The following is a 20,219-nucleotide window of genomic DNA, read 5'->3' as shown; positions in this document are numbered from 1 at the left end:
AGCGACATGGACAAAACCGCTCCCGCCGGAACGCCGCTGATCGACATGAAGAACATCTCGATCGCCTTTGGCGGTATCCGGGCCGTCGATGATGCCTCAATCGATCTTTTTCCCGGCGAGGTCGTGGCGCTGCTCGGCCACAACGGCGCCGGCAAATCGACGCTGATCAAGATCCTGTCCGGTGCCTACAAGCGCGATGCAGGGCAGATTTTCGTCAATGGCCAGGAGGCGTCGATTTCCAATCCGCGCGATGCCAAGAAGTATGGCATCGAGACCATCTACCAGACGCTGGCGCTGGCCGACAATGTCGACGCCGCCGCCAATCTGTTCCTCGGCCGCGAACTGATGACCGCCTGGGGCACGCTCGATGACGTTGCGATGGAGGCCGAGGCGCGCAAGGTGATGGGCCGGCTCAATCCGCGCTTCCAGCGCTTCAAGGAGCCGGTGATCAAGCTGTCCGGCGGCCAGCGGCAATCGGTGGCGATCGCACGTGCGATCCTGTTCAACGCCCGCATCCTGATCATGGACGAGCCGACCGCGGCGCTCGGTCCGCAGGAAACGGCGCAGGTCGGTGAACTGGTCAAGCAGCTCAAATCCGATGGTATCGGCATCTTCCTGATCAGCCACGACATCCACGATGTGTTCGAACTTGCCGACCGCGTCTGCGTGATGAAGAACGGCCAGGTCGTCGGCACCGCGCGCACCACCGATGTCACGCAGGACGAGGTGCTCGGCATGATCATCCTGGGCAAATGTCCTCCAGGTGCCATTCCAGGGCCGGGTGCGCTGAAGATCGCGGCCTGAGGCGTGTCGGCGGTACGGTATGCGCTCATCGGGTATGGCCGGTTACTACTCACGTGATGTGCCAGTAATCACGATGGCTTGGCCTTGCCATTGTGTTGTCCTGGCGACTTGCCCATAAAAGTCCGGTATTGCACCTGGACCGCATCATCTGGACCGCATCATCCGTTGAAGAAGCTTTTTCCGATAGTCGCGTTCATCGCCGTTGCGCTGATCAGCATGACCATGGCGGGGTTCGCCTATTTCGCGACGCAGGAAGCCTCTCGCATCAAGTTCGAAGCGGCGGCCGACGACGCGCTCAACCGGATCGAGAGCCGGATCGACCTGCATCTGTCGCTGCTGCGGTCGACACAGGCCCTGTTCGATGCCCGCAATGGCGATATCTCGCAGAGCGAGTTCAAGGCGTTCTTCAATGCGCTGGATGTCGACAACAATTTCGCCGGCCTGCGCGGCATTGGCTTCCTCGGGCTGGCCAAAACGGGCGACGAGGCGGCGGTCGAACGCGACATCCTCCACGATTTTGGCGCCAGCCATCCGGTCTATCCGGACACGACGCAGCCCTGGCGCGCGCCCATCATGCTGTTCGAGCCGCTGGACCCGTCCAACCAGGCCGCCATCGGCTACGACATGTTCAGCGAACCGGTGCGGCGCACGGCGATCGAGCAGGCAATGGCCGATGACCAGCAGCACGCCAGCGGGCTGCTGCAACTTGGCCAGGGCACGGGTGCTGCGCAGACGTTCACCGGTTTCCTGGTCTTCGTGCGGCTCAATGTCGAAACAGCACCGGAGGTCATCAACGCATCGCGATCCTCGACCGCGGGCTTTCTCTACGCGGCCTTCCGGGCCCGGGATCTGTTCCAGGTCGCGTTGAGCCGCGCGCCGCTGCTGCCGGTTAACACCGAGATCTATGATGGTGCGGCGGTAAACGGCGACAATCTGTTGTTCCGCTCCGAAACGCCGCCGGCTCCGTCCTTTGGCGACCGGCTGCTGGTCACCCGCAAGATCACGGTGGCCGGCCGCCCGTGGACCGTGCTGTTCAGGCCGACCAGCGCTTTCTCGCAGCCGTCGTCGCGCGCCATTCCGGTGATGCTGGGGCTGTTCGGACTGCTCGCGGCCGGTGCCATCGCGCTGGTGGCGCGCTATCAGGAGCGGGCCTATGAAGCGGCGTCACGCCTGCACGAGACGACCGAAAAGAGCCTGCTCGACAAGGACCTGATGCTGCAGGAGATGAAGCATCGCATCAAGAATTCGATCACCAGAGTGCTGGCGATCGCGCGGCAGACGGCTTCGCGGGCGACCGATGTCAACGAGTTTTCAGCATCCTTTTCGGCCCGGTTGCAGGCGATGGCGGCTTCCCAGGACATGCTGACGCGCTCGCGCTGGCAGAAGGCCGATCTCGCCGATCTCCTGCGCATCGAACTTGGCCAGGTGTTTGGTAAGGACCTGCCCGAGGGCCTGGTGTCAGGACCCGAGGTGCTGCTCGACGAGACCACGACGCAGGCGCTTGGCCTGACCTTCCATGAACTGGCGACCAATGCGCTGAAATATGGCGAAGCCGGAACTTTTGTCGGCGCTCTAAAGGTGGACTGGTCGTTCGAAGGGCGCGGGCGCGAACGAACGCTGGCACTGAACTGGCGGGAGTCCGGGATGAAGAAGGTCGAGGCGCCAGCGGAGACCGGGTTCGGCACCAAGCTGATCGACCTCAATGTCACGCGCGAACTGCGCGGCACGATCAAACGCGATTATCAGGTCGATGGTCTGAAGGTGGAAATAAGAATTCCGTTCACGGACTAACGTCGCACCCTCACATTAGAGAGAATAGATCATCAGGCGTGAAAATCCAGGGACCAGCCAGCTGGTCCCCGGATTGACCGATATGGCTGAACTAGTTGCAGCGGGCCCTGTAGTAGTAGACGCGGCCGTCACGATGATGACCACGATACTGGCAATAGCCGCCCTGCAGCCTGCGCACCAGCAGGCCGGACCCTGCACCGACAGCCGCACCGATCAGCGCGCCCTTGCCGCCGCCGACCAGACCGCCGACACCGGCGCCAATCAAGCCGCCGCCAACCACGTCCTGCTCGGTCGAGGTACAGCCGCTAAGGGCAGCTACGGCGAGCACGGCAATAATCATCTTCCGCATTGAGTCACTCCTCACTTTGTGTCCACACTTTGGTAAGCTCCAACAGCCATTTAGCACGAAATGACGGCCTTTGCTGCTCGAATTTATTGTTGGCTAAGATAGTCTTTTTCTGGGCGTATGGTGTTAGATGCCATGACGAGACTGGAAACCGCAAGCGATGCGTCGAGATTTCCATCGGAGCGCACCTTCCAGACGATCTGATCATAATCATCCTCAAGCGCGGGATCGACAGCAAGACATCTGGCAACGATATGCTGTGCCTGTCCCTGCACGTCACCCATCGCGAAGGGCCGCTCCGCGGTGCACTCGTCAGCAGTCGCGAAGATACTGACAGGCACCTGCAATTCACGACAGTCGGCCATCGTGTTCGAACAGCCAATGACCAGCAGCAATGCAGCGATGTGTTCCACGGCGACGTCCTCTCGCCATAATAACGGCCCATATCGGCCAAAGTTCCTGACCGACTGGGGGCACATGCAAATAATGTCAGCGCTGCAAGCGGTTAACACCGAGGCAGGGCCACCGGAGGGCGGATTTCGGTCAGCTCAACTGGAAGAAGGCGATGAGAAGAATTGTCGCCGCCGCCGCCAGCACGATGCCCCATAGCAGGCTGTGGTGCGGTGATGAAAGCGGTTCCACGGACGTCTCGGGATCCTGAAACTCGCCCATCGAAATACGAGCGGCCTGTTCCAGTCTGTTCATGTCGGCGACCGTCAAGCGCTCCTCCCCACACCATGCCGAAACCCCAACGGGTTGCAGCGGTATCTGGGTAAAACAGCATCCGCCCTTATGGTGAACAGCCGGTTAAGGATCGCTGCTTGCGGTAGGGCGATTACGGCGTCTCGAAATTGCTGTGCGGAACGACCAGGCGATATTCAAGATGGCCATCCGCGATATCGAGGCTTGCAGTTCCGCTCAGCGACGCCGGCACCACCCGCTCCAGCGCGACGCTGCCGAAGCGCTTCTGATGGGCCCGGCCGCCACTGCCCCCTATGGTTTCGGCCCATGTCAGCGACAAGGCGACCTCACCGGTCGCCGCGGTGTTGAGATCGGCGGTCAGCTCGACGTATCCATCCGGCCGCGACAGGGCGCCGTAGCTGACCGAGTTGACGGCGAGTTCATGCATCGCCAGGCCGATATGCAGCGCGGCGTTGGGATTGAGATAGGGATTGGCGCCCCGGAAGCGCAGGCTGTGCGATGTGTTCGTGCCATAGCGGCCGATCTGGCTCGTCACCAGTTCATGAAGCGCCGCACCGCGCCAGTTGGAGGATGTCACCAAATCCTGGGAGGAGGCCAGCGACTGCAGCCGGCCGCGAAACCGCGTCAGAAAATCGCCGATGCCGTCGGAATAGCGACCGGTCTGGGTGGCGATGCTCTGGATGATCGCCAGCAGATTCTTGGAGCGGTGGCTGACCTCGCGCAGCAGCGTTGTCAGTGTCTGTTCGCGCCGCTTCTGCTCGGTCGTCTCGACCATGGTGGTGACGACACCTTGCACGTCGCCGGCGTCGCCGCGGTCGGCGTCGACCCAAACCTGAAACCAGCGGACGCCGTTCTCGACCGGAACGCTGATTTCAAGCCGCACCGGATTACCGGTAGCGATCACATCACGCTTGGCGGCGGTGATACGGTCAGCCTGCGCCATCGGCAAAATGCCATTGCCATCAGCACCGTCCGATACCCATGGCGCACGCATGTTGCGGGCCCATACGGTCTTCATTTCGCGATCCTGATAGAGGACGGAAATGCCCGCATTGTGCAATGCGTGGAGAAGGGCCCGGCCAAGCTGCATGCCATTTTCCGCCGGATGCAGGGCGATGACTTCGTCGCTCCGCGCGCCTTCCGTTTTGTCGTCAGTCCTGGAGCGCATCGGTCAATCTGTCCACCCAACTCAGGCTGAACGGCTTACTGTTGAATGGGTTCCAAAATGAAATTTCCCAGGAAAACTGTCCCTAAAGCGGTCCGCCGGACGGTGTCCCCTAAAGGATACCGCCCGGCGGTGGCTGGAAACCGTTTGAGGGGTGCGGCTTCCAGTGTTCGCTCGGATCTACGTTCGCTCACGCCCGTTTGAACAGGCCGGCCAGGAGCGAGATGACCAGGAAAGCGAGGAAGATGAAGAACAATATCTGCGCTATGCCAGCGGATGTGCCGGCGATGCCGCCGAAACCAAGCGCACCGGCTATGATTGCCACGACGAAAAATACGAGCGCCCAGTAAAGCATGGTTCATCTCCTTCCGAAGGGTGCGATGAAAACGTGAGTGGATGCGGTTTGTTCCACCTTTTGCCGAAAAAGACGATGCTTGCAAACCGTTAGAGGCGGAGCGGGCCTCAAAATTCAGGGATGATGGGTCCGATTGCAAAAAGGCCGGCCGATGCATCGCATCAGCCGGCTTTCGATGTTGTGTGTTTCTGCTTAGAGGCAGCGAAACTATGCGGCGGCCTTCGCCTGGCGGTCGAAGAACAGCGCCTGGCTGATCAACGCCTTGACCATGTCGGGATTGAACGGCTTGGTCACCAGGAAGGCCGGTTCGGGGCGCTCGCCGGTCAACAGGCGCTCGGGAAAGGCGGTGATGAAGATCACCGGCACTGAAGTTGACGACAGGATTTCGTTGACCGCCTCGATGCCCGAGCTGCCGTCGGCGAGCTGGATATCGGCCAGCACCATCTTCGGCCGCGTCTTGCCGAACATCGTCACCGCTTCGGCATGGGTGCGCGCCGTTCCAACGACGCGATGGCCGAGGCTCTCGACCATTTCTTCGATGTCCATGGCGATCAGCGGTTCGTCCTCGATGATCAGCACGTCGGTCGCCACCTGGCGGGAAATCTCATTGCTTGCCTGGGCAAGCAACTCGGAGAATTGCTGATCGCCGACGTCGAGGATCTCGGCCGCCTCGTCCTCGCTGAAGCCTTCGACGGCAACCAGCAGGAAGGCCTGGCGGGGAAGCGGCGCGATCGCATTGAGATTGGCGGCGGCGCGTTGCTCCCACGCCGATTGCGCCTGCTCCTGCGGCACGCGGATGGCGACCGAGGTGAACAGCTTGGCAAAAACCTTATAGAGCGCGATGCGGTCGCTCGATGCCTCGGGGAAGATATCGATATCGGCAATGATGGCTTCGAGCATCGCTGCGACCAGCGCGTCGCCGCTCTCTTGCGATCCCGACACGGCGCGCGAGAAGCGGCGCAGGAACGGCAGGTGCGGCGCGATGGTGGCGGATAAACTCATGGTAAGACGTCTCCCTCAGAATGACGTTATTGCCTGGATTGCAGGTCAAGCTGATTGCTAGCCCCGCTAATACAACGCGGGTTTTCCGAAAAAGTTCCGCCGCCATGGAACGAAAAGGCCGGACCGGCGTTTGGTGTCGGGATGGGCAACCAGACGAGGGTGCCGCTTGCCTTGTGTTGAGTTGATATGAGCGGCCTGGATGCTGGGAATATAAGGGCAAAATGAAGGAAATGACGAAAGATATTTTGGCTGGCGCCGCGGGCAAGCGCCGGAACGGTGCTGGCGACCCGCTTGGCGCCAATTCCGAAATCGGGCGAAAACTCAAACAATATTACGACGAGCTTGTCTCCGACGATGTGCCGGATCGATTTGCCCAATTGCTTAGCCAATTGGAACAGACCGAACCCGCGCAGAAGAAGGACTGAGGCATGGCCGCGGTCTCCCAAGGCTTCAAGACCGATCTGCTTGGGGCAATCCCGAGCTTGCGGGCCTTTGCCGTATCGCTGACGCAGAATGCCGACAAGGCCGACGACCTCGTTCAGGAAACACTGGTCAAAGCCTGGGACAAGCATGAGAGCTTCCAGCCCGGCACCAATCTCAAGGCATGGCTTTTCACCATTCTGCGCAATGAATTCTATTCGCAGATGCGCAAGCGCGGTCGCGAGGTGCAGGACAGCGACGGTATCATGACGGCCAGGCTTGCGGTCCATCCCGCCCAGCACGGCCAACTGGATCTTAAGGATTTTCGTGGCGCTCTCGAGCAATTGCCGGAGGACCAGCGCGAGGCGATCATCCTCATTGGCGCCTCGGGATTCTCCTATGAGGAGGCCGCCGAAATCTGCGGTTGCGCGGTCGGAACCATCAAGAGCCGCGTCAGCAGGGCGCGCACCCGCCTGCAGGAAATCCTGAAGATCTCCGGCGAGGACGAATATGGTCCTGATGCGATCTCGGCTCAGGTTACCGGGACGGCGGCGCGTTGACGTTAGAGCTCGGATAACGGAGTCCGGGCGCGGCCGTGTCGGTTCACCCAGGAGAGCCGCGTCCGTAGGCCGCTGCCACCGCCTCGACCAGATCTTCCCCTGAATACGGCTTGGTCACCAGCCTCACCCCGGGAAAGGATGTCCTGATCTCGTCGGCATCCGAATAGCCCGAGGCAAACACGAAGGGCATGCCTGTTTCCCGCAAGCCGGCGGCGAATTCCAGCGTCGAGGTGCCGCCCAGCATCAGATCGACGATGGCGGCGTCGAATTGCGTTGCGACTTTTTGGTCGTCGATCTCTGTCAGGTCGCGGGCGATCACCACCTCTTGTGCACCATGGTCACGGCAAAGCTGCTCGACATCCATGGCAATGAGGAATTCGTCCTCCAGGACTAGAATCCGCAATCCGTCAAGCAATGTGGGCACAGGTCAAGGCTCCTTGAAACGCCCGGAGTCATGATCGCTATTGCGAGTGTTGTCATTTAAAAAAGACATGCCTTCAACCCGGAACTCCGATCCCGGCAAAACGTTTAAATGGACCTGCTGACCGGCAGGCCTTCGAAGAGGGGTCGAAATGCCAGGGCAGAATGGGCGCGCTTTTTCGGGTCGCCAGTATCCTTGCGAGAATTGTCCGTTGCGGCCCTTGCCGGTTTTCCGGGAGTTCGAGAAAGAGGAACTGGCTTTCATCAGTAGGTTCAAGAAGGGCGAACTCGCGGTCGACAAGGGCGCAACGGTCCTCGTGGAAGGAAGCCATAGCGCCCACCTTTACACGGTGCTGTCCGGCTGGGCGTTCCGCTACAAGCTGTTGCCAGATGGTCGCCGACAGATCCTCAATTACCTGATGCCCGGCGATCTTATCGGACTGCAAGGCAGTGTCATGGGGGAAATGCAGCATTCCGTGGAGGCCCTGTCGCCAATGCTGCTTTGCGTCTTCGAGCGCGACAATCTGCATGAGCTCTACCGCAGCCATCCAGGCCTCGGCTACGACATCACCTGGATCGCATCGCGTGAAGAACGCATGCTGGACGAGAACCTGCTCAGTGTCGGCCGACGCAGCGCGATCGAGCGCGCCGCCTATCTGATTGCTTTCATAGCCAGCCGTGCCAAGGTTGTCGGGCTGAACGGGAAGCAATCTATACAGATACCGATCACGCAACAGCATATCGCCGACACGCTTGGCCTGTCGCTGGTTCACACCAACAAGACGATCCGCAAGCTCATGGACCGCAAGCTGATACTCTGGCGCGACGGTGGCTGCGAGGTCGTCGATACGGAAGGGCTCAAGCATCTCGCTGGCTGGGAAGGGCTGGGCGAGGGGCGTCGGCCACTGATCTGACCAAGCGCCTTTCGCCATGGATTGGTGATTGGTGCGTGCGCGCGCGTTTTCGGCTAGTTTGTTCCTATGCCGGAACCTTGAGACGCACGGCGCGTTTGAAATCGAGCAATCACAAGGAGTTAAGCAATGGCAACCGCCGCAGGAAAAGCCGCCAACGAAGCGCGGGCGAATTCGGACCTCGAGGCCGACATCCGGCAATTGAAGGCCGATATCGACAAGCTCACCAAGCAGTTGGCCAAGACCGGTGAACATGGCTATGGCACTGCCCGCCGCGCGGCCACAGAGGGCGTCGAGCAATTGCGGGCGCAGGGCGAGGCTGCGTTTGACAGCCTTCGCGGCAGTGCCAAAGACATCGAAGCACAGTTGCTGGCAAATGTCCGCGAAAAGCCGGTGACATCGCTGGCGATCGCCGCCGGCGTCGGCTTCCTCTTCGCGCTGCTCGCGCGTCGCTAGTCCGCAAATCCATGGGAATGTTCGCGTCCCTGATATCAGGCCTCGCTTCGGGCGAGACTCTGGCCGCCATGCGCCGCGCGCGCTCGGCGGCCATCATCTATGTGCTGGCGACAATCGCCGCGCTGTGCGGTCTCGGCTTCCTCATTGGCGCTGCCTACATCTGGACCGCTTTTCGCTATGGGTCGTTTGCCGCGGCTCTGGGTTTTGGCATCGGGTTTCTGGTTCTCGCGGGCCTGATCCTGTTGATTTACCAGATATCGGCCGGCTCGCGGGCCAGGCGTCGTGCAGAACGACGCAAGTCCGACATGACGGCGATCGGCATTACCGCGGCACTCGCGGTGCTGCCGACCCTCCTGAAGGGCAAAACCGGATTGGGTGTCATACTCGGGCCGGTTGCCGCGCTTGCGGCTTATGCCATCTACCGCGAGAACGTGAAACCGGGCAGCGAAGATACGGATGTCGACAGTAGGAAGTGAGTCCGCAAGGCCCGCTTTCGGGTCATTTCGACAGATCTTCCAGCGGCATCGATATCTCGGCGAAGACGCCTTCCGGCCGGAATTCATGGGTCACCTCGCTTGAGATGACCTTGGCCAGGCTGCGGCGGATGAGGATCGAGCCGAAGCCGTGCCGCTCGGGCGGGGCGACTTCCGGGCCGCCGCTCTCGCGCCAGGTGAGCACCAGGCGCCGGCCGTCCTTCTTGCCTTGTGCCTTCCAGTCGAGATCAACCTTGCCCGATGCAACCGACAACGATCCATATTGCAGCGCGTTGCTGGCCAGCTCGTGCAGGATAAGTCCAAGGCCGACGGCCTGGTCGGGCGACAGCAAAAGGTCGGCGCCGGAGATTGTGATGCGCGGCTGGTCGGCGGCGTCAAAGGGCCTGATCTCGATCTGGACGAGTTCGCGGATGCCGATGCCGCGCCACTCGCGGTCGGACAGGAGATTGTGGGCGATGCCAAGGGCCTGAAGCCGGGCGCCGAAAGCCTCGAGGAATTCGCTCGGCTGACGGGCATGACGCACGGTTTGCGTCGCCAGCGCCTGGACGGTCGCCAGCGTGTTCTTGACGCGGTGGTTGAGCTCGCGCAGCAGAAGCCGTTGCCGCTCGTCGCCGAGCTTGCGCTCGGAAATGTCGTAGTTGACGCCGAAGATCAGTGTCGGCTTGCCCTCGCCATCGCGCTCGATGACGCGGCCGCGCGTGGCTATCCAGCGCTGCGGATGAAAGCCTTTCACCCGGTATTCGCCGAAATAGTCGTCACTGCCGGACAGGGCATCGCGAAAGCGGGTTTCGGTCTGGTAGACGTCGCGCGGATCGATGGCGCCCAGGATGTCGCGCGCCCGAAGCCGGGTCGAGCGCGGCAGGTTGAACAGTTCCGACAGCCGGACATCGCATTCGATGATGTCGGTGCGAATATCCCATGCCCAACTGGCGAGCGAGGCCGCGTCGAGCGCAATGGCGCGCCGTTTTTCCTCGCGGGCCAGTGCTGCCTCGGCGATAGCGCCGCTGCGGGTCGCGTCCTTCAGGGTGAACAGGCTGGCGGCAAGGCTGGCGAGTGTCTTCAACTGGTCGAGCTCGGTCTGCGACGGAAAGGCGTGCGGCTCGCGGTCGAGCACGCACAGCGTGCCGATCCTCGCGCCTGCCACGACCATCGGCGCGCCGGCATAGAAACGCACATGATGCTTGCCGGTGACCAGCGGGTTGGCTTTGAAGCGCGGGTCCGTCGTTGCGTCCGTCACCACCATGGGCTCGTCGCCGGCGGCGATGGCGTGGGCGCAAAAGGAGATGTCGGTCGCGGTCTCGGTCTCGTCTAGGCCAACACAGGATTTGAACCATTGCCGCTCGAGATCGACGAGCGTGACCAGGGCGATCGGTGCCTGCATCACCGTGGCGGCGAGGCTGCTGATGCGGTCGAAGTCCGGGTCGGCCGCCGTATCCAGCATCTCCAGCCCGTGCAGCACGGCCAGCCGGTCCTTGCCATTGACCGCAAGGGCCACTTCAGCCGGCAGGCTGCCCCCTATGTCCGCCTTGCTATTCACCCCAGTGCCCCAATGTCCCTGCCGGCCTTTGCCGTCTTGCCGCTTCGCGAGGCTGCCGCCGGTCGGCTCGCCCGGAACCATCCTAGCGAGGAACCGTTACCCGACCGTGATCTGCCGCGTGCGCCAACAGACGCAAAACGAAACAAGGACAGGCCATGACCAAGATCATTCCGCAGGACAAAGCGCGGCAGGGGCGGTGGGGCTGGCATCGCCTGCGCATCCTGATCGCCTCGCTGCTTCTGGCTATCGCGGCCTGGGGCATCGCTGAAATCTATGGTCAGATGGTCAAGACACCGGCGACAGAGCAAGGAAGTGCGCCGGGTGGCTAGAGTTTCGGCCATCATCGTTCGAGATTGCATCAGGCAGCCTTTGCCTCCGCAACTCTGGCGGGCACCAGGACATTCAGCGCGCCAGGCCGGATTTCGATCGTCGTCTCCCGCTCGAGCCTGACCAACTCGCCATCCATGACGGCGCGGAACTTCCTGCTGCCGGAGTGGATTTTCAGGATCGTCCGATCCGATTGATGGATTTCGACATGTTCATTGTCGCGCCATTTGCCACGCGCGATGTTGAAGAGGAATTTCATCAGTTCGGTCCGTTGCTGCGCCACCGTGACATAGATGCCAAGCACGCCGCCCGCCGGGTTGTCCGCATAAGGCAGATGGCCCTCGCCGAACAGATTATTGGTCACGCCGATGGCCGTGATGCGCGCCGTCATCTCGGCCTCCCTGATCCCCAGTGTGACGTTCATCGCCGGCGGATTGTTGATCGTTTCCCATGCGGCCTTGGCCGAAGCGCCGATCTTTCCCAGGCGCGAACCGAATTCCATCTTCTGGCGCAGCTGCACCATCCTGGCATGCATGCCGATCGAAAACTGGTGGATGAAGGGCCGGCCGTTGGCCGTGGCCATGTCGACCGCGATGATCTCGCCATCGGCGAAGGAATTCAACGCGGCATCGAGCGACTGCGGAATGCCGAGGCCTCGCGCGAAGAGGTTCATGGTGCCGGCCGGCAAAATGGCAAGCGCCTTTTTCTTGCCCATCAGCCTTGCGGCCGCCGCTGAAATGGTTCCGTCACCCCCACCGGCCAACACGACATCGACGGCAAGGCGCGAGGCAGCACTGTCGAGGGTTTCCACCACATCCTTGCCGGCAACCACATCGATGGTCAATGAGTGGCCTGCCGCTTCCAGCGTCTGACGCATCCTGTCCGAAAAAGCGGTGAGGTCTGTGGTGCGCAAGGTGCCGCCGTCCCGGTTCAGCACCGCCGCAAATTTCATGCCCCACTCCGCTATGTCAGCCAAAACGGGCCGGGGCGAACCCAGCCTCAGGCTGAAACGTAGCGATGCAGGAAAGGTTCCGTTGCAAGGCGCGCGATTCAGCGGGTGTTACGCAACCATCGCGTGTTTTTGGACAGCCATTTTTGTCGGAACAACAGCATGATCACGACGTTGTGAACCCGTAGAGAATGCCGTGCCGGCCGTCCCAGTGACGGTCAAATCGAGCGCGGCGCGCATGAATCACGCATTAGGAGATACTATCATGATCCGCACGCTTTTAGCCACGACCGCACTCGCAACATTGATCGCGACCGGTGCCCTCGCGCAGAGCGCGACGACGTCAGCCCCTACCGCAGCCCCCGCTGTTGAGGAGCCGGCTGCAGCTGCTCCTGTGCCGCACACGGAAGGCAGCATCGTCACCAACATCATCGGTGAATCCGTCTATAACGGCACCGGCGACGACGCCGAGAACATTGGCAAGGTCAGCGATGTCGTCTTCGACAAGGATGGTATGGCGAAATCTGTCGTCATCGGCGTCGGCGGCTTTCTGGGCGTAGGGGCGAAGAATGTCGCCTTCGACTACGATAAGCTGCAGTGGGCCGAAAAGAACGGCGACCGCTGGCTGGTGGCCCAGACGACCAAGGACGAACTGACGGCGCATCCGGAGTTCGACAGCAAGCCTTACGATTCGGCACCGGCGCCTGCCGCATCCACCGACGCGGCAGCACCGACGGCGCCCGCGACGACGGATACCGCACAGGCGCCTGCCGCGGCTCCGGCCGAGCCGGTGAAGCGTGCTGATGGCAATCTCGCCACCAAAATAATCGGCGAAACCGTCTACAATGGCACCGGCGATGACGCGCAGAATATTGGCAGCGTCAACGACATCGTGCTGACCAAGGATGGCAAGGCCGAATCCCTGGTCATCGGCGTCGGCGGCTTCCTTGGTCTCGGCGCCAAGAATGTCGCTTATGATTTCAGCAAGGCACAGTGGGCCGAGAAGAATGGCGACCGTTGGCTGGTGGCCCAGACCACCAAGGAAGAGTTGACGGCACAGCCGGACTTCAACCGCAAGGCTTATGATCCGGTGCCGGCAACCACCGCGTCGAATGCTCCGGCAGCAACCGCTCCGGCCGGCAAGACGGCCGAGGCTCCGACCGCACCCGATCAGACTGAGACCGCCGCCATCGACAAGTCGACGCTGACCGCGATGCCGGTTGGCGAAATCAGGGCCGATGACCTGAAGGGCACCACCGTCTATGGCGCCAATGATGCCAAGGTCGGCGAGATCGGCGATGTCGTGCTGACGCCTGACAAAAAGACCGACGCGGTGATCGTCGATGTCGGCGGGTTCCTCGGCATTGGCGCGAAGGAAGTCGCTGTCGGCCTGGATAATCTCAAATTCATGACCGACAAGGATGGCAAGAAGTATCTCTACACGACCTTCACCAAGGAGCAGCTCCAGGCGCAAACCGCCTATGACAAGGGCAGCTATGCGCAGAAGCGCGACCAGCAGCGTTTGATCGTGCAGTAATTTCGTTCAACCGGTGAAAAGCCCGCGCCGACAACGGCGCGGGTTTTTTCATGTCAGGCGAGGAGGAAGGCCGGCGACGTGCCCGGCGACACCATTTTCCGTCAATTCCGCCAACGCCAGTGACTGGTCGAGATGTTCGGCACGCCAGGCGAGAAGCCGCTCGGCGAATTCCAGGCGGGTGGACAGATGTGCAGGGCTGGTGGCGAGGTTGATCAGTTCGCCGGGGTCTGCCTCGACGTTGAAAAGCAAGGGCGGCAAACCGCCGCCAAAATGCACGTATTTGAATTTTTTGGTGCGGATGACAGCCAGGTTGCATTGGCGCGAGGCAATGCCGAAATGCTGCTCGGGCTCGCCGCCCGCGATCGAGCGGAAATCGAACTCCCAATGCGCGGCGTCGCGCCAGATAGCGGGGGTCCCGCCGCTCAGGAATGGTTTCAGCGAGCATCCGTCGAGATGCGGCTCAGGCGCCTCGCCAAGCAGGTCGATAAGCGTGGGCAAGATGTCTACCGCTTCGGTGAAGCGATCGACCGTGCTGCCCGCAGCCTTGCGATGCCGCGGATCGCGAATGATCAGCGGGATGTGGTAGCTGCCGTCGAAATAGCCACCCTTGCCCAGCATGAAATGATCGCCCATCATCTCGGCATGGTCCGAGGTGAGAACAATGATTGTGTCGTTCCACGCGCCTGAAGCCTTGAGCAACTGCCATATCCGGCCAAGCTGTGCGTCGACCTCCGAGATCATGCCATAATAGATCGACCGGAGGCGGCGGAAATCATCCTCGCTCCAGTCATGCACCTTGCCTGCGGTGCCGGGGCGGAAGTTGGCGCGTTTCCGCCGGCTGAGATCATAGGCGAGATAGGGATGGCTCTGAGCCTCGGCCCGCCAACTCTCCGCGCGGTGAAAAGCCGGGCCGTCGGCCGGATCGTATAGTGTGTTGTAGGGTTCCGGCACGATGAAGGGCGGGTGCGGGCTGATGAAGGACAGATGCGCAAACCACGGCGTGGCCTGTTCCTGCTCGCCCAGCCAGCGGATGAACTCTCCCGCCATGAAAGCCGTCGGCGTATGGTCTTTTGAATAGATTGGCGGCGCCTCTGTCACGCCATCGGCGTGGCCTTCTTCGTCCACGGCACGGTGGATGTCCGGAGATCCAGCGCTGGCGTCGATGCCCTGCATCTTCAGCCAGGAGAGCCATTGCTTCTGATGCTCGGGCAGCAACTGGCGCACCGTGAATCCGGGCAGCACGCCCTCATAGCTCTTCAGCCTTGGATCGCCAGGCGCCAGTTGGCGCGGATCGAGCGACACGTCGGTGTAGCCGAACAGGGTTGGGTCATAGCCTGTGCTGCGCGCATGCTGCGCGATGTTGCCATGACGGGCATCGAGCGGCGAGCCGTTGCGGCAGACGCGATTGTTCATCTGGTAGAGGCCGGTGTAGAGGCACGCGCGGGCCGGCGAGCAGGGTGCGGCGCCACCATAATGCTGCTTGAACAGCACACCCTCGGCGGCCAGTGCGTCGGCGTTCGGTGTCTTCACCACGGGGTGGCCGGCGGCCGACAAGCAATCACCGCGCCACTGGTCGCAGGTGATCAGGAGAAAGTTGGGGCGCCTGGCTTTTCCTGTCACTCGCGACACCTTTCGCTGTATGTTCGAATGCAGCTCATGGAACCGATTTCCAGCAAAGGTGCAAGGCCGCCCGCACTAGTCAATTGGTGAACAAATCTCTTTCGATTGTTCACTTTTACAGCACAGTCCATTCTGTGTTTGCCGCCTTTGCTATGAGCAGGCCTGTCCTCATATTGGCGTGGACAGCGGCAAGGGCCGCACGAAAACCAAGGGAAGGAGCAAGACAATGCTCGACCAGATCAAGGGCCTGCATCACGTCACCTCGATGGCCAGGGATGCCCGGCAGAACAATAATTTCTTCACCCACAAGCTCGGCCTGCGCCGGGTCAAGAAAACCGTCAATTTCGACGCGCCTGACGTCTACCACCTCTATTATGGCGACGAGGCCGGCACACCCGGTTCGGTGATGACCTATTTTCCGTTTCCCAACATCGGCAAGGGCCGTCACGGCGTCGGCGAGGTCGGCACCACGGTTTACTCCGTGCCGGAAGGCACGCTCGCCTATTGGGAAAAGCGCTTCACTGACGAGGGCGTGACCGGTGTCTCCCGCGAGGAGAGTTTTGGTGAGAAGCGGCTCGGATTTGCCGGGCCGGATGGCGACGGTTTCGCGCTCGTCGAGGACAAGGCCGATAGCAGAGCCCCCTGGGTCAAGGGCGGCATTCCAACCGACGAAGCGATCCGTGGCTTCCACTCGGTTTCGCTCAGGCTGAAGGACGGCGGCGCCACCGAGGAGCTCTTGAAATTCATGGGTTACGAGGAGGTCGACAAGTCAGGTACTATAAGGCGGCTTGCCGTTAAGAACGGCAATGGCGCCGATGTCATAGACATTGAATCGCTGCCGACCGCGCCCTTTGCCGATCTCGGCGCCGGCTCGGTCCACCATGTCGCCTTCGCCGTCGAGAACCGTGCCAAGCAGCTCGAAGTGCGCAAGGCCTTGATCGATACCGGCTATGGGGTGACGCCCGTGATCGACCGCGATTATTTCTGGGCGATCTATTTCCGCACGCCGGGCGGCGTGCTGTTCGAAGTCGCCACCAACGAGCCGGGATTCGACCGCGACGAAGACACCGCGCATCTCGGCGAAGCGCTGAAGCTGCCGACACAGCACCAGCATCTCAGACCCTATCTCGAACAGCATTTGCAGAAGCTGGAAGGCTGAAGTCATGAGCAAGGACGCTTACATCCACAAGGCGCTGCCCGGTTCGCCGGGCGGTCCACTGCTTTTCGTCTTCCATGGCACGGGAGGTGACGAGAGCCAGCTTGTCTCGCTGGGGCGCGATCTCGTGCCCCAGGCCACCATCATCTCGCCGCGCGGCGATGTCTCCGAACACGGTGCGGCGCGCTTCTTCCGCCGCACCGGCGAGGGCGTCTATGACATGGGCGATCTGACGCGGGCGACGGATAAGATGGCCGAATTCGTCAAGGCGCATGTCGAGGCAGCGAAGCCATCAATCGTGCTGGGCCTAGGCTATTCCAACGGCGCCAACATACTGGCATCGCTGGTGTTCGAGGCCCCCGACCTGTTCGACGCCACGGTGCTGATGCATCCGCTGATCCCGTTCGAGCCTGAGATAAACGGCAGCCTTGTCGGCCGGCACATCCTGGTGACCGCCGGCAAGCGCGATCCGATCTGCCCGCCGAACCTGACGACGCGGCTCGAAGCCTATTTGCGTGCCGATGGTGCCGATGTCACAGTGGAGTGGCACGAAGGCGGGCACGAGGTGCGGCCTAATGAAATCGAGACGGCCCGGCGGCTCTTCGCCGGTGTCGCTCAAGGAGTGTAGACATGCCCGACCAACTGCCTGAAATCGAATTGGAAGACCGCGGCTCCAAGGGCCGCTATGTCCTGCGCGGACCCGGTGGCGCCGAGGCCGAGATGACCTTCACCAAGATCGGCGAACACCAGATCATCATCGACCACACGGAAGTGCCGGACGCATTTCGCGGCCAGGGTGCCGGGCTTCGGCTCGTCACCCGTGCCGTCGAGGATGCCCGGGCAGTGGGCAAGAAGATCATCCCGCTTTGTCCCTTCGCCAACGCCCAGTTCCGCCGCCATCCGGAATGGGCCGACGTGCTGAAGCAGTAGGGGGGCGCAAGCACCTCGTCGATCGGTGTGCATGCAAGAAGGGGGCGGTCGCGGCAGCCGATTGGCTTTGTAATTTGCCGCGACCGGATATCTTGCCTAGATATGATATATCGCCGTGCCGACAAACGAAGTGAATGATCCCCCTATGACCGAAACAGACCTCGTCCCCGTCTTCGACGGCCACAATGATACGCTGCTGCGACTTTATCAGTCGAAGGACACGGACGTCGAAAAGCTGTTCATCGAGGGCAAGTCGGGCGGTCATATCGACCTGCCGCGTGCGAAAGCCGGCGGCTTTGCCGGCGGCATGTTCGCGATCTTCCCGCCGCCGGTCGAGAAGGCCAGGCGCAGCGCGGTCCCGTTGGCACCGAGTGACAGCGAGCCTCTGCCGCCGGAGGTGCCGCGCGCCGATGCGCTCAACTCAACGATCGCGATGGCCTCGATCCTGTTTCGGCTGGAACGGGCCGGAGCGCTTGCCGTCTGCCGGACCGCCGCCGACATATACAACGCCATGGCCAAAGGCACGATCGCCGCCGTGTTCCACATCGAGGGCGTCGAGGCGATCGATCCCGAACTCACCATGCTCGACGTGCTGCATGCCGCCGGCTTGCGCTCGCTCGGCATCGTCTGGAGCCGGCCGAATGCTTTCGGTCACGGCGTGCCGTTCCGCTTTCCGTCCTCGCCGGATACCGGCCCGGGTCTGACTGACGCCGGCAAGGCGCTGGTCAAGGCCTGCAATCAGCTGAAGATCATGATCGACCTCTCGCATCTCAACGAGAAGGGTTTTCGCGATGTCGCTGGTCTCAGCGACGCGCCGCTGGTCGCCACGCACTCCAATGTGCACGCGATCTGCGGCCATTCACGCAATCTGACTGACTGGCAACTCGGCGCAATCCGCGAGTCGGGCGGCATGGTCGGGCTGAACTTCGCCACCGGATTTTTGCGCGAGGACGGCCGCATGAACGCCGACACCAGCCTCGACATCATGGTGCGCCATGTCGATTCGCTGCTGCAGGCGCTGGGCGAGGACGGCGTCGGTCTCGGTTCGGATTTCGACGGCGCCATGATTCCGGCCGTCATCGGTGACGTCGCCGGCCTGCCGAAGCTGATCGATGCGTTGGCCGCGCGCGGTTTCGGCCGGGCATTGATCGAAAAAATCGCCTATCGCAATTGGTTGAACATGCTTGAAAAGACAATTGGATAGCGCGCAGGCGCTATTCGAAACCAATTCTTTTGAGCCAGTCCTTGCCGACGCCACGGTCGCGGATGATCGGCAGCGGATTTTCCGAATCAAGCCGCGCGCAGATGCGGTAGACTTCGAGCGTCTCGGCGCTCATCTCGTCACGCTTGTAGAAGAACATGGCGGCGGCATAGCGCGTGCGGCCGGACCATTGTTCGCCAAGCGGCGTGTTGACCAGCTCCCACTGTTCGGCGGCTTCGCCATCTTCTTCCGGCTTGTCAGCTTCGTCGGCCATGGTCAGAAATCCGCTGGCGGATTGGCGGTGCGGCGGTCGAGCTTGATGAAGGGCCGTGCCACCACCTTGGCCCGTTTCATCAGCTTCTGATACTGCAGCTCGCGCATGGCGTAGATCTCGACCCAGAGGTCCTCGACCAGCGTATCACCATACGGCCGCTCCAGCGAGGCGATGGCAATGTTGCGCTTGGCCATCGGCGACCACATGGCGGCGCTGACCAGGCCGACCTCTTGGCTCTTCTTGTAATAGACGATGGCGTGTTCGGCCGGGATGTTGCCTTCGATCTCCAGCCCGACCAGCACATGGCGCAGCTTGCGTTTGGCGCGCGCTTCGAGGATGGCGCGGCGGCCGTTGAAATGGCCTTTTTCCGGATCGATCATGAAGCCGAGCCCGATCTCGTCGGGCCTGCGCAAGCGGTCGGCGCGTATAGCGTGTTCGGCGGTGGTGAAATCGGCATTGGCAACGATCAGCCCGGCCTCGAGACGGGCGCGGTTGAGCGCGGTGTAGCCGATGGCCCTGATACCGCGCAGTTCGCCCGCTGTCATCAGCCGGTCCCAGAGGCTCAGCGACTTATCGGCCGGAACGAACAGTTCGTAGCCGAGATCACCGGTGAAGCCAGTGCGCGAGATGCTGACGGTGCCGCCATCATGCGGGAAATCGGCAAGGTCAAAAACTTTCAGCTTCTCGACGCCGGCGAAACCGGCATCGCGTAGCACGGCGAAGGAGGTTGGCCCCTGCAGCGCGAGCCCGGCGACCGCCTCGGTTTCCTCCTGGACGATGACGTCGAAGCCGATGGCGCTGTCGAGCAGCCAGGGCAGATGCCGCTCCTGCGAGCACAGGCGGAAGCGGGTCGGCGACAGACGAAATAGCGTGCCGTCATCAAGGACAAATCCCTCGTCGTCGCACCACGCCGTGTAATGGACCCGGCCCGGCTTGAGCTTGGTGACGTCGCGCAAGGTGACGCGGTTCAGTAAGGCTTCGGCGTCCGGCCCTTCGATCCGGTATTTGGTCATTGGCGAGATGTCGAACAGTGCTGCCTGGCTGCGTATGGCGAAATATTCGAGCTCCTCGTCCCATAGAGAATGCGGTGCGCGGTAGCCGGCCCAATTGTACCAGTCCTGGGTTTTGGCCAGCGCATCGAGGCGCGGCTGGAATGGCGTGCCAAGGCGCAGCGTGCGGAAATGGCCTTGGGCTACGATGCGCGCGGAAACAGCCGCATTGGCTGTGTTTGCAACGGGCTTCTTCCTGGTCGCCTGGGCCAT

The 20,219-nt window shown here is 61.8% G+C and carries 25 protein-coding genes; 13 read left to right on the top strand and 12 right to left on the bottom strand.

Translation table 11 applies throughout. The features are described 5' to 3' along the window. Positions 1 to 6 precede the first annotated feature (6 nt). Both A3A9_RS0112505 and A3A9_RS0112500 read left to right on the top strand, forming a co-directional pair. Positions 7 to 804, top strand: a complete 798-nt coding sequence (locus A3A9_RS0112505) for an ATP-binding cassette domain-containing protein (RefSeq protein ID WP_027031443.1) — start codon at positions 7 to 9, stop codon at positions 802 to 804. A gap of 165 nt (positions 805 to 969) precedes the next feature. Then, positions 970 to 2,595, top strand: coding sequence for a CHASE domain-containing protein (locus A3A9_RS0112500; RefSeq protein WP_027059092.1), 1,626 nt, complete (start codon positions 970 to 972; stop codon positions 2,593 to 2,595). Positions 2,596 to 2,686: 91 nt separating this feature from the next. Here A3A9_RS0112500 and A3A9_RS0112495 read toward each other — a convergent pair whose 3' ends face one another. From A3A9_RS0112495 to A3A9_RS0112470, 6 genes are all read right to left on the bottom strand, one after another. Beyond that, a complete protein-coding gene (locus A3A9_RS0112495) occupies positions 2,687 to 2,944 on the bottom strand; it encodes a YMGG-like glycine zipper-containing protein (protein ID WP_027059091.1) in 258 nt (85 codons plus the stop codon). Positions 2,945 to 3,027: 83 nt separating this feature from the next. Beyond that, positions 3,028 to 3,354 carry a hypothetical protein gene (locus A3A9_RS0112490; RefSeq protein WP_027059090.1) on the bottom strand — a complete coding sequence of 109 codons (327 nt, stop codon included), beginning with the start codon at positions 3,352 to 3,354 and terminating at the stop codon, positions 3,028 to 3,030. Between the two features lie 130 nt (positions 3,355 to 3,484). Beyond that, a complete protein-coding gene (locus A3A9_RS45175) occupies positions 3,485 to 3,661 on the bottom strand; it encodes a hypothetical protein (protein WP_202596368.1) in 177 nt (58 codons plus the stop codon). Positions 3,662 to 3,776: 115 nt separating this feature from the next. After that, positions 3,777 to 4,811, bottom strand: a complete 1,035-nt coding sequence (locus A3A9_RS0112480; RefSeq protein WP_027059089.1) for a sensor histidine kinase — start codon at positions 4,809 to 4,811, stop codon at positions 3,777 to 3,779. Between the two features lie 187 nt (positions 4,812 to 4,998). Next, entirely contained in the window at positions 4,999 to 5,163 is a 165-nt protein-coding gene (locus A3A9_RS42495; RefSeq protein WP_027059088.1) for a DUF1328 domain-containing protein, read from the bottom strand. A gap of 207 nt (positions 5,164 to 5,370) precedes the next feature. Beyond that, on the bottom strand, positions 5,371 to 6,165 hold the full coding sequence (locus tag A3A9_RS0112470) for a response regulator (RefSeq protein WP_027059087.1): 795 nt from the start codon (positions 6,163 to 6,165) through the stop codon (positions 5,371 to 5,373). A gap of 221 nt (positions 6,166 to 6,386) precedes the next feature. On the opposite strand from A3A9_RS0112470, the gene A3A9_RS0112465 reads away from it, so the two are divergent. Both A3A9_RS0112465 and A3A9_RS0112460 read left to right on the top strand, forming a co-directional pair. Continuing rightward, on the top strand, positions 6,387 to 6,590 hold the full coding sequence (locus tag A3A9_RS0112465) for a NepR family anti-sigma factor (RefSeq protein WP_027059086.1): 204 nt from the start codon (positions 6,387 to 6,389) through the stop codon (positions 6,588 to 6,590). A 3-nt stretch (positions 6,591 to 6,593) separates the two neighbouring features. Then, entirely contained in the window at positions 6,594 to 7,145 is a 552-nt protein-coding gene (locus A3A9_RS0112460; RefSeq protein ID WP_027031435.1) for an RNA polymerase sigma factor, read from the top strand. 43 nt (positions 7,146 to 7,188) lie between these two features. On the opposite strand, the gene A3A9_RS0112455 is transcribed toward A3A9_RS0112460, so the two are convergent. Beyond that, complete coding sequence (locus A3A9_RS0112455) at positions 7,189 to 7,509, bottom strand: response regulator (protein ID WP_051370878.1); 321 nt, start codon at positions 7,507 to 7,509, stop codon at positions 7,189 to 7,191. A 208-nt stretch (positions 7,510 to 7,717) separates the two neighbouring features. Here A3A9_RS0112455 and A3A9_RS0112450 point away from each other — a divergent pair, with 208 nt between their 5' ends. From A3A9_RS0112450 to A3A9_RS0112440, 3 genes are all read left to right on the top strand, one after another. After that, positions 7,718 to 8,479: a Crp/Fnr family transcriptional regulator gene (locus A3A9_RS0112450; protein ID WP_027059084.1), complete on the top strand. Its 762-nt coding sequence runs from the start codon at positions 7,718 to 7,720 to the stop codon at positions 8,477 to 8,479. A 126-nt stretch (positions 8,480 to 8,605) separates the two neighbouring features. Next, complete coding sequence (locus A3A9_RS0112445) at positions 8,606 to 8,932, top strand: DUF883 family protein (protein WP_027059083.1); 327 nt, start codon at positions 8,606 to 8,608, stop codon at positions 8,930 to 8,932. 11 nt (positions 8,933 to 8,943) lie between these two features. Further along, positions 8,944 to 9,408 carry a hypothetical protein gene (locus tag A3A9_RS0112440; protein ID WP_027059082.1) on the top strand — a complete coding sequence of 155 codons (465 nt, stop codon included), beginning with the start codon at positions 8,944 to 8,946 and terminating at the stop codon, positions 9,406 to 9,408. Positions 9,409 to 9,430: 22 nt separating this feature from the next. On the opposite strand, the gene A3A9_RS0112435 is transcribed toward A3A9_RS0112440, so the two are convergent. Next, positions 9,431 to 10,963 carry a sensor histidine kinase gene (locus A3A9_RS0112435; RefSeq protein WP_027059081.1) on the bottom strand — a complete coding sequence of 511 codons (1,533 nt, stop codon included), beginning with the start codon at positions 10,961 to 10,963 and terminating at the stop codon, positions 9,431 to 9,433. Between the two features lie 155 nt (positions 10,964 to 11,118). Here A3A9_RS0112435 and A3A9_RS45170 point away from each other — a divergent pair, with 155 nt between their 5' ends. Next, positions 11,119 to 11,292 carry a hypothetical protein gene (locus A3A9_RS45170; protein WP_082222031.1) on the top strand — a complete coding sequence of 58 codons (174 nt, stop codon included), beginning with the start codon at positions 11,119 to 11,121 and terminating at the stop codon, positions 11,290 to 11,292. Positions 11,293 to 11,321: 29 nt separating this feature from the next. Here A3A9_RS45170 and A3A9_RS0112425 read toward each other — a convergent pair whose 3' ends face one another. After that, entirely contained in the window at positions 11,322 to 12,242 is a 921-nt protein-coding gene (locus A3A9_RS0112425; RefSeq protein WP_027059080.1) for a diacylglycerol/lipid kinase family protein, read from the bottom strand. A gap of 262 nt (positions 12,243 to 12,504) precedes the next feature. Here A3A9_RS0112425 and A3A9_RS0112420 point away from each other — a divergent pair, with 262 nt between their 5' ends. Further along, the gene (locus tag A3A9_RS0112420; RefSeq protein WP_027059079.1) at positions 12,505 to 13,776 is read left to right on the top strand and encodes a PRC-barrel domain-containing protein; all 1,272 of its coding nucleotides are present in this window, start codon (positions 12,505 to 12,507) and stop codon (positions 13,774 to 13,776) included. A gap of 48 nt (positions 13,777 to 13,824) precedes the next feature. On the opposite strand, the gene A3A9_RS0112415 is transcribed toward A3A9_RS0112420, so the two are convergent. Continuing rightward, positions 13,825 to 15,396 (bottom strand): alkaline phosphatase family protein, encoded by a 1,572-nt coding sequence (locus A3A9_RS0112415; RefSeq protein ID WP_027059078.1) that lies wholly within the window; start codon positions 15,394 to 15,396, stop codon positions 13,825 to 13,827. Between the two features lie 226 nt (positions 15,397 to 15,622). Between A3A9_RS0112415 and A3A9_RS0112410 the strand changes: the two genes are divergently transcribed. The 4 genes from A3A9_RS0112410 (at position 15,623) to A3A9_RS0112395 (ending at position 18,686) form a co-directional block, all read left to right on the top strand. Continuing rightward, positions 15,623 to 16,555: a VOC family protein gene (locus tag A3A9_RS0112410; RefSeq protein WP_027059077.1), complete on the top strand. Its 933-nt coding sequence runs from the start codon at positions 15,623 to 15,625 to the stop codon at positions 16,553 to 16,555. A 4-nt stretch (positions 16,556 to 16,559) separates the two neighbouring features. Beyond that, entirely contained in the window at positions 16,560 to 17,180 is a 621-nt protein-coding gene (locus A3A9_RS0112405; protein WP_027059076.1) for an alpha/beta hydrolase, read from the top strand. 2 nt (positions 17,181 to 17,182) lie between these two features. After that, the gene (locus A3A9_RS0112400) at positions 17,183 to 17,482 is read left to right on the top strand and encodes a GNAT family N-acetyltransferase (RefSeq protein ID WP_027031425.1); all 300 of its coding nucleotides are present in this window, start codon (positions 17,183 to 17,185) and stop codon (positions 17,480 to 17,482) included. Between the two features lie 145 nt (positions 17,483 to 17,627). After that, positions 17,628 to 18,686 (top strand): dipeptidase, encoded by a 1,059-nt coding sequence (locus A3A9_RS0112395; RefSeq protein WP_027059075.1) that lies wholly within the window; start codon positions 17,628 to 17,630, stop codon positions 18,684 to 18,686. 10 nt (positions 18,687 to 18,696) lie between these two features. Here the strand turns inward: A3A9_RS0112395 and A3A9_RS0112390 are convergent, their stop codons facing one another. Together A3A9_RS0112390 and A3A9_RS0112385 are read right to left on the bottom strand one after the other, a co-directional pair. After that, on the bottom strand, positions 18,697 to 18,957 hold the full coding sequence (locus A3A9_RS0112390) for a hypothetical protein (RefSeq protein WP_027059074.1): 261 nt from the start codon (positions 18,955 to 18,957) through the stop codon (positions 18,697 to 18,699). Between the two features lie 2 nt (positions 18,958 to 18,959). Then, positions 18,960 to 20,219, bottom strand: coding sequence for an aminomethyltransferase family protein (locus A3A9_RS0112385; protein WP_027059073.1), 1,260 nt, complete (start codon positions 20,217 to 20,219; stop codon positions 18,960 to 18,962).

This window comes from Mesorhizobium loti CJ3sym, assembly GCF_000472785.1.
GTDB classification, from domain to species: Bacteria; Pseudomonadota; Alphaproteobacteria; order Rhizobiales; family Rhizobiaceae; genus Mesorhizobium; species Mesorhizobium loti_E.
Note: the sequence above shows the minus strand (reverse complement) of the source record. Positions and strands in the feature narration are given on the sequence as shown.

Bases quoted from the DNA above. Each gene is read 5' to 3' on its own strand.
- A3A9_RS0112445 (WP_027059083.1), top strand. From the start codon at position 8,606: ATGGCAACCGCCGCAGGAAAAGCCGCCAACGAAGCGCGGGCGAATTCG.
- A3A9_RS0112420 (WP_027059079.1), top strand. From the start codon at position 12,505: ATGATCCGCACGCTTTTAGCCACGACCGCACTCGCAACATTGATCGCG.
- A3A9_RS0112460 (WP_027031435.1), top strand. From the start codon at position 6,594: ATGGCCGCGGTCTCCCAAGGCTTCAAGACCGATCTGCTTGGGGCAATC.
- A3A9_RS0112440 (WP_027059082.1), top strand. From the start codon at position 8,944: ATGGGAATGTTCGCGTCCCTGATATCAGGCCTCGCTTCGGGCGAGACT.
- A3A9_RS0112425 (WP_027059080.1), bottom strand. From the start codon at position 12,242: ATGAAATTTGCGGCGGTGCTGAACCGGGACGGCGGCACCTTGCGCACC.
- A3A9_RS0112505 (WP_027031443.1), top strand. From the start codon at position 7: ATGGACAAAACCGCTCCCGCCGGAACGCCGCTGATCGACATGAAGAAC.
- A3A9_RS45170 (WP_082222031.1), top strand. From the start codon at position 11,119: ATGACCAAGATCATTCCGCAGGACAAAGCGCGGCAGGGGCGGTGGGGC.
- A3A9_RS0112465 (WP_027059086.1), top strand. From the start codon at position 6,387: ATGAAGGAAATGACGAAAGATATTTTGGCTGGCGCCGCGGGCAAGCGC.
- A3A9_RS0112450 (WP_027059084.1), top strand. From the start codon at position 7,718: ATGCCAGGGCAGAATGGGCGCGCTTTTTCGGGTCGCCAGTATCCTTGC.
- A3A9_RS0112395 (WP_027059075.1), top strand. From the start codon at position 17,628: ATGACCGAAACAGACCTCGTCCCCGTCTTCGACGGCCACAATGATACG.
- A3A9_RS0112400 (WP_027031425.1), top strand. From the start codon at position 17,183: ATGCCCGACCAACTGCCTGAAATCGAATTGGAAGACCGCGGCTCCAAG.
- A3A9_RS0112480 (WP_027059089.1), bottom strand. From the start codon at position 4,811: ATGCGCTCCAGGACTGACGACAAAACGGAAGGCGCGCGGAGCGACGAA.
- A3A9_RS0112470 (WP_027059087.1), bottom strand. From the start codon at position 6,165: ATGAGTTTATCCGCCACCATCGCGCCGCACCTGCCGTTCCTGCGCCGC.
- A3A9_RS0112405 (WP_027059076.1), top strand. From the start codon at position 16,560: ATGAGCAAGGACGCTTACATCCACAAGGCGCTGCCCGGTTCGCCGGGC.
- A3A9_RS0112410 (WP_027059077.1), top strand. From the start codon at position 15,623: ATGCTCGACCAGATCAAGGGCCTGCATCACGTCACCTCGATGGCCAGG.
- A3A9_RS0112385 (WP_027059073.1), bottom strand. From the start codon at position 20,219: ATGGCCCAGGCGACCAGGAAGAAGCCCGTTGCAAACACAGCCAATGCG.
- A3A9_RS42495 (WP_027059088.1), bottom strand. From the start codon at position 5,163: ATGCTTTACTGGGCGCTCGTATTTTTCGTCGTGGCAATCATAGCCGGT.
- A3A9_RS0112455 (WP_051370878.1), bottom strand. From the start codon at position 7,509: ATGGATGTCGAGCAGCTTTGCCGTGACCATGGTGCACAAGAGGTGGTG.
- A3A9_RS0112495 (WP_027059091.1), bottom strand. From the start codon at position 2,944: ATGCGGAAGATGATTATTGCCGTGCTCGCCGTAGCTGCCCTTAGCGGC.
- A3A9_RS0112390 (WP_027059074.1), bottom strand. From the start codon at position 18,957: ATGGCCGACGAAGCTGACAAGCCGGAAGAAGATGGCGAAGCCGCCGAA.